Here is a 14229-nt window from a genome sequence, read left to right as displayed (position 1 = left end):
AACCCTACTCTTTCTACACAGTCATTGAACCCAGCGGCCCAGAATGCACAAAAAGGTGGAGGGCAAGATAAAAGGAGGCAGCACTCCGTTGGCCTGAAAAGCAGTCTGCACAGGCGGTGGAGACGGCACCCAGTAATACATCCGCGTGCTGTTAACACATAGGAACCACACAGGTGGCTGAGTTGATTAGGCACTGCTGAGTATTTAGGATGTCGGGATAATAATTCGAACGAATAAATGACGACCCGCGCATGAGTGAACTGGGTAGAACTGAGAGTTTGCTGGGTTTACCAACTGTCCTGCTGGAACGGTTTCGACTTTCTAGATAAGCATTTTGCAGCGCTGGCGCAAAAAAAATATTGCGAGCTTACTCAATCTTAAGGGCTATAAAAATGGCAGATCTCTTAATTAAGCACCTAAAAAAAACAACCGAAGAGCATTCGGCTCTGCGCTCGCTTTATAGTCAGTGGGATTTCGATGAAAAGCTAATCCCTAAAGCTTTGCAGGCAGTAGGAGTATTATTTCCACACTATAGCAGGCATGATGAGTCTCATTCTAAGCAAATATTAGTGAATATTGAGCGAATTTTAGGTTCGAATATTTCGCTTCTCTCAGCAACTGATACTTGGCTCATACTAGAAGCTGCATACTGGCATGATATAGGGATGGTTGTGCCGCAGGCAGACATGATAGAAGCATTGAAGGATCCTGGATTCGATGCATTCCTGAGTGAGTACTGCTCTCAGCCTAATCATGAACTATATAGTGTTGCTGTGGCGGTGAGAAAACGAAAAGGAGCCAATGCTGTCTTTGACCAAGCAAACCCAGTTGAGATGATCAATCGGTTTAGGGAATTAATGGCAGAGTGGTTCAGGCGCAGACACCCAGCTCGAGCTGATCAGATTGTCAAAACTCCTATGCAAAGCATTGGAGTTAACTCCCCTAGAACTGAGTTAATTCCTTCGCGATTGTTTAGAACGTTGGGGGAAATTTGTTTGATGCATGGTTTGCCATTCAATTCTCTGATAAGTGATGACGGGTTGCCCTACCGCGAAGCTGGGCTTGCTCAGGACGACTGCCATCCTAGGTTCGTTGCTTGCATGCTTAGAATGGGGGACCTACTCGATATGGATGACAACCGATTCTGTCCTGTGATGCAGAGAATTGCTGGTGAGAATCGCCCGGCTCTAAGCGTTGCACATGAGGAGAAGCATTCATCTATTCGACACTTGAGGATTGATCCGGAAAAAATTGAAGTTACTGCCGAGTGCCAGACAGTTGATGGATACTTAGAAACATTTAAATGGTTTGAATGGTTGAAGAAAGAAATTCAGGATCAGATGGCGAATTGGCGCGATATTGTTCCTGATAGAGCACTGGGGCTGTTGCCTACACTAGGTAGGGTATCAGTAAGTATTGGTGGTAATGTTCAGATCTTGCGTGACGGTGAGCGTCCGTCATTCGGTCTTGATGTGGCCAGTGCCATGGAGCTTTTGCAAGGTAATAACTTGTATGATTCGAAGTTTGCCTGCATAAGGGAGGCGCTTCAAAATGCGGTAGATGCTACATGTTTGAGAATTTGGCTGGAGCACCGAGAGCAGAAAGCATTGGAGTGGATAACTCCAGACAGTCAAGAATTGAAATCTATTTTTGAAAAGTTTCCTATTTCGTTTGAGTTGAGAGAACTTGATCCAGACCCAGCGCAGGATCGCGAGATTACAAAATGGCAAGTGAAAATTACAGATCGTGGTACGGGTATAAGTAAGACTGACCTTGAACATATGCTCAAAGTCGGTGGGTCAAAACGAAATCTTGAACGGCGATCTAAGATAGATGCGATGCCTGAGTGGTTCAAACCATCTGGGATATTTGGCATTGGAATGCAAAGTTTATTCATGCTTACTGAGAGTGTTAGGATAAAAACAAAAAGCATTTTGACAAATGAAGCGTACAGTATTGTTCTGAATAGTCCTACAGGAGCCAAACAGGGATTAGTAACTCTTTGTTCAGAAGATAATAGTTTCTCGGTACCCGCTGGTACGGAGGTCAGTTTTACAATCAAGCTGCCGAAATTCTCAAAATCATACAAAGTTTCGCCCGATGAGGGTGAATCGCTTTCTGCAGAAGTCGTCCAAGCGGTCGATCCAGTACTGGATGAAAACTTCCCTTACGATGCAGCTATGGTTTTTGATATGGCTTGCTTGTTCAATCAGAACTCGTTGCTACCGATACATGGTGACTTTATAACAAAGTCGAAAAGTTCATCATTCAAGAAGGAGGATGCAGGCGACTGTATTTCCGATGCCTGGAGATTTATGCATGTAGATGGCTTTGATTGTCGTATTCAATACACGCCTTCTATCGATATTCATCCAAGTCAATCACTGAGCACTTTATATAGAGGACAGTCTTTTGAGACTAAGGGTTTGTACTTTTCGGGGGTTCGTGTATCTATTGACTTGCTATCAGGAAGTGCTAGTAGTTGGTTGAATTTTAGCCGAGACAAAATATCAGAGGGTGCAGTGGATGCTCTTGAGTTAAATATCCTTAATGTCCTTATAAGCTTGGTAAGGCAAGATCTAAAGGAACGCAAAAATCCAGGCTCTCTAATTCAGGAGGTTGGAGAGAAAGCTTTTTCCAATTTTCTCAATTTTATGTCTATCGAGGTTGGAGGTGACTGGGTAGGCTTAAGTCAAGAATTAAATAATGCGTGGCTGGATCTTCCAGTAAAAAATACTGGCAAGACGTTTAGAGATTACTTTGCTATGAGCGAGTGGTCGGTTCAGATTTCTCGTGAAAATGAAGTAATACAGGAGCCAGGTAATAATCTTAAACTCGGCGGCTATCATTCCGAGCTGACTGCTATTGCTTTGATTCGTGCATGGGAGGCAATTCCAGGCCACACAATTTCTATCCAAGGTCATGAGAAGGTATTTACTACTGTAGGTGAGGAACCATTGGAGGAGAGCCGCCACAATATGGTCATGCGTATAATTGAGCAGCAAGAGCAGCTTCGAAATCGTGTGGTGTTCAAACAGATCGCTCAAGCTCCATGGGATAGAGGTGCTTTCGCTACTGAGATGGCTCGATTGACGACATCTTCATGGGGTAATAAAAGGGCATACTTCTGTGTGCAAGGAGCGTCTTTTGAAGGCGTGGATGTCGAAGCCTTGGCTCTTAGGGATGATGTTGGCTTAAGAGCTTCATCGATGTTTTCGCTGAGTCAGGAAAATAGTAAACGTGTACTATTACCTTTTTTATTTCTTCATTCTAAGCGCAGCGATGGAGTAACAACTTCCAATTCTTCTCTGGAGGAGCTCTGCTCTTGGGTTCAGCCAAAGCTTTTGGTTCCTTCGAGCTTAGCTGCTGTGCGTAAAAACTACATGGATTTAATAAACTATATCGACGATCTTATGCTTGGCAGTGCCTATCGAGCAGTTTGGATGCGCGCAAGAGGCGTTGAGCTTAAAGCTTAGGTGTGGCTTGGGACTGTCCTGTGTGTACGGCCGCGGCGTTGCCTGAAATCGTGGCCTATTTAAAGCAATACGCAAGCGGATCTTCAGGATAGGCTCTTTTATTAGATTTGCCGCGGTTCGTATAGCCTGCTCGGTGAGCTTCATTTGGAGAGTCGCCACCGATTCCAGATATTTTGCGCGGGCGATTATCTGGAGAAGCTAATTCCCAACCCGTGCGTTACCTCGGTAATGTCATTAAACCTAGCTCCATCTTGGTTTCGCATAGAAGCGCGAGACCAAGAGGTAAACCCAAGAGTGGTTTACTATTTGGGGCGTATCCTTAGGCAGGAGGTGTTCATTAATAACTTCCGCCCAGTATTAGCTAGCTCACCATGGCAAGCGGTTGATGAGCGCGAGATCGAAGTAAAACCGGCGCTTCTTGCAAGATTGTTCATGTGCTGTGCCCAAAAAGTTGTAGTTCTGGACTTGGGCGCATAATTTGGGCGCACTGGCTTACGAATAACTTTACTATTTTGCGTGCGGAAACAGTACTCAGAAAATCGAGGAAGGTCGTGAAGTCCTAGTCGTATGTAATCGCTAGGGCAAAGCAAAAGCACATCCCCGAACGAAAATAATGAAAAGGCTTGAACCTCTACTCTTTTGCTTTCATGCAGACGAGTACGCCATTGCAAATTATCAAAGTCGGACAAATTCATGTCATCCGCCAGTATATATCTTGCAGTCGCAGTTTCCCTAACTTGCAAGCCTTTCGCCGCGGCATAAGTAATGGTGCTCATCGTGCCGCGTGAAAGCAGCAAGAACAGAAAAAGCAATAATAATGCAGCAACAAAGCCATAGGTGGCGCGCGAATATACCGCTCCTTTCGAGATATAGAAAATTAAAGTGGGAGCCAAGCTCAAGGCCAGCGTAGCAAATGTCAAAATTGCAACAAACGCAATAGCCTCTGATGTATCCTCTCCAACATAACTATTCAGTATTATCGATGCGGGAATTGCGGACAAAACAACAGTAAAGCAGACTGTCAAGCATTGAAAAATTAATAAATAAGCTACTTCGCCGTCAGTCATTCCGACCGTATTGTCTTTAAGTAAACGCTGAAAGCCTTTGCTGAGAAAAAGCAGCGCATAAGTGAAAGTCGTGGCCGCGCAAACGATTGCCAAGGAGGCACTTGCGTTGAGATAGTCTGAGCAATAGAAAATCAATACAATAAAAAAACCGAATCCACCCCATATAGGCAACAGCAACCACGCTGCAACCATGCCCAGCTTATTCGGGATTTTTCCAAACATTGAGACCGCAACGCCATAGAACCAAGTAGTCATTGTTAGTGAGATTAAGTATAAAGTACTAATTAAGATTATAATTAATACCCAGATCGCAAGTGCAGTCTTGGCATCTATTGCGAACATGAATAAGTCTACTCGCCCAATTGCACGAGTGAAAACATACAGTGTTATAACGCCAATGCCCGTACCTAAAAGACTCAGGGTAACGGTGATAGGCCCCCAGTACTCAAGCAGGCGTTTAATGTTGCGTCTCGCAAAATTAGCACCAGCTGAACTTGATGTCCCTTGCATATCTATGTCCTTGTTAAGTAGACGGGAAAGTACTATCCAGTAGCTATGGGGTCTCTGCAATTATACTGCTAGTCGGTACCCCGATATTGACTCGCACTCTTGTAGAAATGCGAATAAAAACTATTTTACGATATCGGCCAGCCGCCAGTCATCACGGTTACTTTTCGGGCAATCCGAATACGAAATCTGCCAAGCTATTCCTATATAAGTGATTGTAATAGTGCGTGTATGCACAGCAATCTACGTCGACCTGCAAAGCCATACCCAAGCTCTAACCTCTCAGTCAGGATTGCGGTCTTTCTCGTAGACGGAGCAATAATGGGATGGAAAACCTAGGCAAATCCCTCAGACTCTGGAGCAAAGCTGGCGGTACTGATTGCGCCAAATACCCTTCGTTACTCACGGAGCTTGGCAGCCTGCTTGACCTGCCACTGCCGGAACCCGCTGGCGACGATACCCGCCACCACGCCTAGGTGTTCAAGCGATGCATGTTGATCAATCAGCCAGATGGCAGCAATAACAATGGCTTTATCAGCCTCTACAAGCGCGGCAGCGGCGTGCTGGTGGCCAAACAAACCGGCAAAAATCTAGACAGCTCCGGCTGGGACAAGGCATACAAGGGCCCCACGGCCAGGCCGACCAATACGGCCGCGCAAGCCAAAGCGCTCCTCCAACCTCGCTTTACGGGCTGAATTTAATGCTCTAAAAGAGCTGGGCATGGTGCAGCAGGATGCAAGACCAGTATCGCGCCTGGCCAGTTGATGCATAAGGATTTCACCAATGGCAAAGGGTAACTACATAGAAGCGGTAGAGATCATCCGGCGACTGGAGGGAGGCATGACGCGCCCCTTCCTATGCCGAGCTAGCAACGGCAAACACTATGTAGCTAAGGGTTTGGAACTACCGCCCGCCGAACGTATTGCCGAGCTGCTGTGTGCCCGCCTAGCCGCTGACTTCAGCTTGCCAATCCCCGAGCACGGCTATATCTACATTGATCCCGCGCTGCTGCGCTACAACTCAGAAGCGCGCAGCTACCTGGGGGAGGGAGACAGCTTTGCGCTTGGCTATGTCGCGGACGCTGCCGACCTGTTGTATTCACAAGCGCTGCAGGTTCCTGTCGACCTGCAAAAAGCCGTTTACATCTTTGATTACTGGGTTGGCAACGGTGATCGGCAGCTGGGCCCTCTAGGCGGTCGTCCCAATCTGCTGATGTGCAGCACAGACAATCAGCTGCAGCTGATCGACCATAACCAGGCGTTCCAGTGGCCTCAGGATGCCCAAGAGTTTGCTGAAAGCCATGTGTTCGGACCGAGCAATCGGACATGGCGCCTGGATTTGGTCGACAAAGTTGAATACAGCCAGCGGATGCACGACACTGCCAATCGCCTTCATGACCTATGCTCAGACATACCCGATGAATGGTGCGAATCTATCGGCAATCAGCGACTCGAAATTTTGCTCGAAGAAATTGAAAGTAACCTGATGCGCTGCAATTTGGACGAGTTCTGGAGCGTCCTGCAATGAAATACGCCTGTCTTTACAGCATCGTGCGCTTTGCACCTTTTGCCGAGACCGAAGAATTTGCCAACGTCGGAATCGTTCTCACGGCCCCGGCTATTGGGCGTATGGAGTACAGGCTTGCCCGTAAAAACCTGAAACGGGTCAATCACTTCTTCGAATGCAACAACCTGTTCGCTAAGGCCATGGAAACAGCTCAGAACGAACTAGATGCTGTTCAAGCGATGACGAAAGAGGCCCAGGAATCGCAGATCGTTAACCACTTCCGCTTTCTGACTGAACCCAAGGAGTCGCTGATTCGCTTCAGCCCCATGCGCTCGATCCTAGTGGAAACCTTCGATGCGACCCTTGATGAGCTGTTTGGCCGGTATATCGACCGCCAAGGCATGTCGCGTGATCGTCGCGAAGAAATTATGGTGCGTGAAATTCGTAGCCTGTTCATTGAGGCCTCTATTCGTAGCTTCCGCGACGAGACCCTCACCGGTGAACTGATTAAGCTGCATCTACCTCTGGTTCACCGTAACGAGACCGTGGCTGCCATCAAGCCTTTGGCCTTTGACCAAGCGGAACCAAGCTCGATTCTCGATCACTGCGAGCAGTGGATGATGAAATTCGCGCGTGCCGAGAAGGAAGGAATTATTGAGCTGAAGAACGTCCTGATCCCAGTTGCAGCCCCGGCAGAGAACGATTCACCGCGCCACAGGAAAGCAGTACAGGTCGCCAAAGACTGCATCCAAGAGCGCGGCCTGCAATTGGTCGACTTTCATGCCACTCAGAAAATAGCCGCCTTCGCGCAGAGCTTCGCACAGTAGCCTCAAGTAGCTTTCTTGCTCAATAAAAGGCCCGATAAATGTGGGCCTTTTTATGTTTAGCTTGGCCTAAACCCCATGTGGCTTGAAGAAAAGCTCAAGCCCCCTTCTTGCGGACAGTCGTCGGGGTTGGGCACTGAGCCGAATAGCCGGCATTATCAGCTCATCTCATGAGCCGAATAGGCTCGCTAATCGGCTCGCATCTGAGCAAAATTCATGAACCACACTTCTGGATCTGCTAGCACTCCGAGCGGCCACGCTTAACCTGGCAGGCTGAACAACTGGACTCGTTGCTGCGCGCCTGCGTCCATGCGCAAGGGAGCCGATGTAAAGTGTCTAGAACTGAACGTTTCTCGGTACAAAAAACAGTACACTGGCGGTAGACTCCCCAGCTTTTTACAGACTTCTTAAGATTTCGCTCCAGCCCAGCAAAGACGCTGCTTTCAGCTTATTTTACTTGCACTAAGCTACTTACGCTTTTACTGGTCTTGAGGCGTTTCTAGGTCACTCTGGATTTTCCGGTTTGGTTTGCAGCCATGCTAGCCGGATGGAACCAACCCTCGACTATTCGTCTCGCCAGTCTTTGCTGCGCCAAAAGCGCCTTCAGGCTATAAGCTAAGGCCTCAGTCGGCCTGACGCCCCCCCAAATGCATACACTATTTCACGTAGACACAGCGGACATAAAAGCCCTGAACGATGAGCAAGCGCGCACACTGATCGCAAGATTGTGTCGGGCTGAGATTCGCAAGCACGGGGGCTCCGAGTCGGCCGTCACCTGGGGTGGCGATCAAAGAGCAAAAGATGGAGGGGTGGACGTCAGGGTAGAGATAAATCCGCCACTGGAGATATCTGGCTATCTACCCAATGACAACACAGCCTTTCAGGTAAAGGCCGAGGTGTTCACCCCCAGCAAGATACCTGGGGAAATGGCGCCCAAGGGAGTGCTAAGACAAGCAATACGCGACCTCGCTACGACCAAAGGAAGTTACGTCATCGCCGCGACGCGAGACGATACCTCCGAATCCGCTCTCGATCTTCGACTCAATGCAATGAGAGCTTGCTTGTCGGCCAACGGCCTCGGCTCCTCGCCGCATGTTGCCTTCTATGACGCAAGAAAGATCGCAGACTGGGTCGAGCAACACCCTGCGATCGCAGCTTGGGTGAAACACGAGCTAGGCAAGCCACTTGTGGGTTGGCGCCCATACTCGGGCTGGGCATACCAGGAGACGACCGTCGACTCAGAATATCTGCTTGATGATCGAGTCAAAGTGTTCACGCCTGACGCGGAGAAGGGCATTAATGTCTCGGCCACTATTGATCGCCTGCGTCTCGACCTGTCGAAGGGGGCAAGCGTACGCATTGTCGGCTTATCTGGCGTCGGCAAAACTAGATTGGTACAGGCTCTTTTCGATCCACGTGTACAGACGAACCAAGCTGCGCTGAGTGCTGATGACGTGCTGTACACCGACCTATCAGATGGGCCTTCGCCTCAACCTTCAGCGATGCTCGAAGCGCTAATTGAAGACGGAAGTCACTGTGTTCTCGTCGTGGACAACTGCGGAGCTGACACTCATCAGAGGCTCACCGAGCTGCTGAAAAAGTCTGGCAGCAAGCTAGGTTTGGTTACTGTTGAGTACGACGTTCGAGACGATTTACCAGACGCCACGAAGTGCTACCGTCTCGAAGGCTCGTCCGATGACGTAATCAAGCAGCTTCTTCAGCGGCGTTATCCAGTCCTATCGCTCAGTGATGTCGATACGATCACCGCATTCTCAGACGGTAATGCTCGCGTCGCGTTTGCGTTGGCAGCGACGGTCACGACGACTGGTGAGTTGGCGCGGTTGCGAGACACTGACTTGTTCAAGCGCCTGTTTCATCAAAAGAACGCCGAGAATGAAGATCTCCTCAGCTGCGCGGAAGCGGCCAGTATCTTGTACTCGTTCGACGGCGAGGACGATGGGCCTGTTTCAGAGCTCAACAAAATTGCCGTTGTTGCTGACGTTTCATTGATCACCCTACAGCGAAAAGTGGTTGATCTACAGCGAAGAGGTCTCGTACAGGCGCGTGGAAAATGGCGTGCTGTTTTGCCACACGCGATTGCCAATCGACTTGCAGCCCAGGCATTAGAAGCGATACCCAAATCGCAGATCGTGAGCATCTTTGTCGATACCGCGACCGAACGTGTTGCCCGGTCGTTCTCGCGGCGACTTGGTTACCTACATGAAAGCGCAAAAGCCGCCGAGCTCATACGGGACTGGCTCTCGCCATCTGGGCGTTTTGGCGACCTAACGACTCTCAATGACATTGGCCATGAGATCTTTCACAACATTGCGCCTGTATCCCCAAAGATCGCCCTAGCGGCGATTGGACGGGCTGCTAATGTCCCTAGCTTCCTTTCGGGCGAAAACAGCAAGCGTGCTCAGTATGCGAATACGTTGAAAGCCATCGCGTTCGAAGAAGAAGACTTCGATATGGCCGCCGATATTCTCGTCCGGTTTGCCTTGCTGGACCCTAACGAAAATGGGGGGCACGAATCTATTGTTGAAATTTTGAAGTCTCTGTTTTTCTGCGTGCTATCAGGTACGAATGCCCCCCCTAATCAAAGGGCAGAGTTCGTCATAAAACTGCTTAAGTCTGGCGATGCCGAGCGAGAGCAGTTGGGGCTGTTGCTGCTCGATGCGGCCCTTGAGGCAGGGCATTTTACCTCCGTGAGCAGATTCGATTTCGGAGCTCGAAAGCGGAGCGAGGGATGGGCTCCGGAATCCCGATTAGACGTTGAGGCGTGGTTTATGCCGTTCCTCCGCATGGCACTCGACATTGGTAAGCAGAAGTCCGACCTTGCTGAAAGTTGCAGATCTATTTTGGGTCGACGCTTAAGAGGACTTTGGCTTGGCACGAGTCTGAGGCCAGAAGTGTGTGCAGCCGTAAAAGAACTGGCTTCAGTCGTGAGCTGGCCTCAAGGTTGGTTTGGAGTCAAAAGCATCCTTCGCTATGACTCGGGCAAATGCGATGAGGCAGTTCAGAACGAGCTGCGCGAGTTGGTGGAGCTTCTCAAACCGAAGGCTATACCAGACATGATTCGAGCTCGACTTCTAGATTCGAACCATTTCGACCTGGATCTTGATGGCGATGATGCAGATCAGCTCGATAAAACGACTAGTGAGCGAATCCGAAGATCAAACCAGGCCGTGGAGGAGCTTGGGGAGACTGCTGCCACCATTGACGGCCTTCTCTTGGAATTACTCCCGCAATTGATCTTAACCAAGTCAGGAGCCAATGCATTTCCTTTCGGGGTTGGCGTTGGAAAGCAGATTGCGGACCCGAGATGGATTTTGGATGCGGCTAAGGAACATATCGCCACTGCCACGCCCGGAGCAGTCGGTGTCTTGTTCCTACGCGGCTTGATCAACGGCTGGCATCACGCATCTCCCGCTTGTGCCGAGGAGTTCCTCGACAGCGCGGTGACTGATGCAATTTGGGTCAAGTGGATCATGGACCTTCATTGCATACCGCTGAACCAAGCGGCTTACAATCGAATCCACCGATCAATCAAGGCTGGAAATACTCCCGCCTGGCAATACTCCTATCTCGGGATGGGCAGACAAACCGACTCGTTCTCTGTTGAAGAGATTGGCGAGTTGCTTTACGCGATAGCACTGCTGCCCGATGGAGGTGCTGTGTTTCTCGACGTCCTCTCTATGGTCGTCTACTGCGCGTCAGATCACGATGATGCGTATAAGGAGTCTCTCGCGATAACCTGCCTGAATCTTCTGCGCTCAGCCGAGTGGGGAAAGGTTCTTGGGGATCGCGCCAATAGCGGTTACCGCATTGAGAGCATATTGGAGTTTTCGCTGAAGCGATTAGCTTCTTCCGAAGTAGCGCTGGAGGTTTTGAACGGTCTAGTTACCTTTGCGCGCACGATGGAAATTAGTTATTCCGCTAGAGATGCCATCAAAGACGCCATCTCGCTGTTCCTCAGGCACATGCCGCGACAAGCGCTCGACGCGATCTATGTTCCTGGTGAGGAAGCCTACTACCGTCAGATGTCGCCGGTGATTGGACGCCCTTACAGTGATCGGAAGGAGACAGCTCTGAGCGTTGTCCCTGTGGACGTATTGGTCGATTGGTGTAATGCCTCGCCGCCTGATCGTTACGTGTTCGCGGCGCGGAGCTGCAAGCTATTCGACACCCGAAGTCGAGCAAGTGAAGAGCATACCAATATCGACTCTGCGGACGATTCTGAGTTGGTTATTTCGGATGCCGCGCTCGCTGTGCTCACTAATGCTCCTGATAAGAAGGCTGTAATCGAAGCCTATTTGAATCGGTTTACGCCTTCTGGCTGGTCCGGGTCTTTGGCCGAAATCCTGAAGAAACGGATTCCGCTGCTCGATGCTCTGAGTCTCGGTAACGAGGAACAGCTGAAGCCAGTATTGGCGACAGCTAGAGCGAGCCTCGAACGAAGAATCGCAACGGAAGAGCTTCGAGAGGACGAAGAAGAGCGCGAGCGTACTGGTAGTTTCGAATAGGCTAGCCCGACTCCTGCTGGCCGGTAGCTGCCCGTCCTAACCGGCGGCAATCGGCAGCGGACATTTACGGGCTGAGCAATCAAGCTAAGTCGACCATAGACACATTGCCAACTAGTTCGTAATCTGTGTGCAGATATCACCGTTTTTTCTCGTTTGCCCATGTCGCGTTTCTGACGCAGCAATCAAAGGGCAAGGGATGCCGATCAAACCAAAACGCGCTGAGGATAAAAATGATTCGAACAAATACTATTTGCCCAAAATGCGGTTCAAAAAGTACCCCTATAAAAGAAAAAATTATGGGCCAAGACACCCAGGATCTTATCTGTTACGACTGCAAGCACATTGGATGGTGGAAGGATTTCCAGCCCAATGAGAAAGAAGAAAATAAGGGTGCGCAAGTCTAAGCGCTTAACAACTGCCTCAAGTCCTTTACTGCACTCACTTGGGGCGTACATTAGCTGAGCTATTGTACGCCACTTACCCAGTCGTTAGACTGCATAAGCAGCCCATGGCGAACCGAACTAACCGAAGAGTAATCATGACCGCCCATATTCCGCGACATACCTCTCCCGACTGCCAGTTCGAATCTTTATGGCTTGAGTGCAAAAACCTAATTGCCCGTGGCACAGGTCGAGACGCATACGAGATTTTAGGTCATCCAGACAAAGTTCTTAAAGTTTCGAATCGCCAATCCAATTTTTCGAATTGGATGGAAATCTTGGTGTACGAGCAGTTTAAAGATCGCGATGAATTAGCCACGATATTCTCTTGGAGTTGGTCGGGTAGGTTCGTTGTTATGGAGCGCCTCATCCCACTGTCACCAGGCGATCTTTCTTCGTATACGTTCCCTTATTACCTGACCGATAGGAAGCCTGAGAACTATGGTAAAGACGCCTCGGGCAAGATTAAGGCACTTGACTACGCAGCGCTAGCCATCGATACGCCACAGGACTATTTTGGATAGATTACGCGTGGCGCAACCTAACAACTAATTCAAACTAAACCTATCCGCGGTTCGGCTTAATTCGGGCGTTGGAGGTGCTGCATTGGAAAAAGGGGGCGGATTTATTTTCCTAAAATAAATCCGCCCCCTTTTTTTCTTTGTGCGCCGCAGTGCACTTAAATTAGCTAGGAAATGAAATGTAGGTGAGGTCGATCTGTGATGTTCCTTTTTTAAATAGTCGATTTGTTTTCATGTTGAGGATCAACTAAGTGTATTTTTAAAAGAGATCGTCGAAATCTAAGATGTCAGACTCTTCTACGTCACTATGATAGCTCACGCGCGAAAATACGCTGCCGCCACTCCAACCATACTTTAGCTTATGAGGGGTGTTGTAATATGTGCCCAAAAAACCTGCTCCCATTGCTAGCGGAGTTCCCTCGACAACCAAATACTTATCCTCAACAAAAATATTCTTTACAAGAAGAAGGGCGGCGCAAAATGAGCTGCCAACAAAATTTGAAAGAATTGCAGAGTAACCCCACATATGTCGAGTATTCGCCATAAATCTTATTTCAACTCCTTTTGATCTTCCTACGACTAGGCGATTTTCCTCGCCGCGAGATATTTCTCCCCGGCTAAAATTGAAGCCCCGCAGGCAAAAACATATATCGCCTGGCTTAACCAGAGTCTTTATATTTTTCCGCCCCCATATTGCGCCAAGTTCTATTGGGTTTGATTTGATAATTAGTCGGTCAACTGCATCTCTATATAAGTCATGAATTTGCATGGATATATCCCATTCAAATCTATCATAGATGGTAGAGAGCTCACCTTTCTTAGGCGGCAAATGAAATATGGGTAAGCCATCTTCGTTTAACATGCCCTTGTTAATCAAAGGGGTTAGTCTGCTGCTGTTGAATTTTACGCCCTTGGCTCTCATGACGTCAGGCAAACGCTGGTGATTTATAAAGGTCCACATAGCTTGCTCCATGTTTGAGCTTGGGAGCATTGCTTTGGACGCATTAAGTTTTACTTCGGATAACCAGCGAATTTTTATGGCTTTCAGTCGATTGGGAGTTAAGTTTCGCGCCATGGAATTCGTAGAATGAGCTTTTGAGTGACAATTCTTACAAATCACCACCAGATTTGTTTCTACGTTATTGGATGGGTCGTGATCTATGTGATGAATTTCAACATCTGCTTTAGGATCCTTGCAGACGCAACAGGTGAATGCAGACTCGTACAATAATCTTGTTGTAAGGTCTGCTGATATGCTAGTGCGTTTAGATGCCATTTCCACTCCCCTGGAATAGCGGTTTATTTTACTGGCCTAGAAGCAGGCAGTTCTTACTGTAGAAGTAAACGGGCTCTGGAGGCAAC

The 14229-nt window shown here is 48.8% G+C and carries 8 protein-coding genes; 6 read left to right on the top strand and 2 right to left on the bottom strand.

What is annotated here, in order from left to right:
* Positions 1–392 precede the first annotated feature (392 nt).
* A complete protein-coding gene (locus BVH01_RS24280; RefSeq protein ID WP_139317779.1) occupies positions 393–3476 on the top strand; it encodes a hypothetical protein in 3084 nt (1027 codons plus the stop codon).
* A gap of 302 nt (positions 3477–3778) precedes the next feature.
* On the opposite strand, the gene BVH01_RS24275 is transcribed toward BVH01_RS24280, so the two are convergent.
* Positions 3779–5053 carry a hypothetical protein gene (locus BVH01_RS24275; RefSeq protein ID WP_139317778.1) on the bottom strand — a complete coding sequence of 425 codons (1275 nt, stop codon included), beginning with the start codon at positions 5051–5053 and terminating at the stop codon, positions 3779–3781.
* 488 nt (positions 5054–5541) lie between these two features.
* On the opposite strand from BVH01_RS24275, the gene BVH01_RS24790 reads away from it, so the two are divergent.
* The 5 genes from BVH01_RS24790 (at position 5542) to BVH01_RS24265 (ending at position 12870) form a co-directional block, all read left to right on the top strand.
* Positions 5542–5745: a hypothetical protein gene (locus BVH01_RS24790; protein WP_075929280.1), complete on the top strand. Its 204-nt coding sequence runs from the start codon at positions 5542–5544 to the stop codon at positions 5743–5745.
* Between the two features lie 88 nt (positions 5746–5833).
* Positions 5834–6577 carry a HipA family kinase gene (locus BVH01_RS04990; RefSeq protein ID WP_075929279.1) on the top strand — a complete coding sequence of 248 codons (744 nt, stop codon included), beginning with the start codon at positions 5834–5836 and terminating at the stop codon, positions 6575–6577.
* Positions 6574–7383: a DUF3037 domain-containing protein gene (locus BVH01_RS04985; protein WP_075929278.1), complete on the top strand. Its 810-nt coding sequence runs from the start codon at positions 6574–6576 to the stop codon at positions 7381–7383. The genes BVH01_RS04990 and BVH01_RS04985 overlap by 4 nt, the downstream gene beginning before the upstream one ends.
* 644 nt (positions 7384–8027) lie before the next feature.
* On the top strand, positions 8028–11906 hold the full coding sequence (locus BVH01_RS04980) for a hypothetical protein (RefSeq protein ID WP_139317777.1): 3879 nt from the start codon (positions 8028–8030) through the stop codon (positions 11904–11906).
* A gap of 538 nt (positions 11907–12444) precedes the next feature.
* Complete coding sequence (locus BVH01_RS24265; protein ID WP_139317776.1) at positions 12445–12870, top strand: hypothetical protein; 426 nt, start codon at positions 12445–12447, stop codon at positions 12868–12870.
* Positions 12871–13126: 256 nt separating this feature from the next.
* Here BVH01_RS24265 and BVH01_RS24260 read toward each other — a convergent pair whose 3' ends face one another.
* Entirely contained in the window at positions 13127–14143 is a 1017-nt protein-coding gene (locus tag BVH01_RS24260) for an HNH endonuclease signature motif containing protein (RefSeq protein WP_139317775.1), read from the bottom strand.
* Between the last annotated feature and the right edge of the window lie 86 nt (positions 14144–14229).

The sequence above is a fragment of the Pseudomonas sp. PA1(2017) genome (genome assembly GCF_001945375.1).
Classification (GTDB): domain Bacteria; phylum Pseudomonadota; class Gammaproteobacteria; order Pseudomonadales; family Pseudomonadaceae; genus Aquipseudomonas.
The sequence above is the reverse complement of the archived record's forward strand: the minus strand, read 5'-3'. Positions and strand labels throughout refer to the sequence as shown.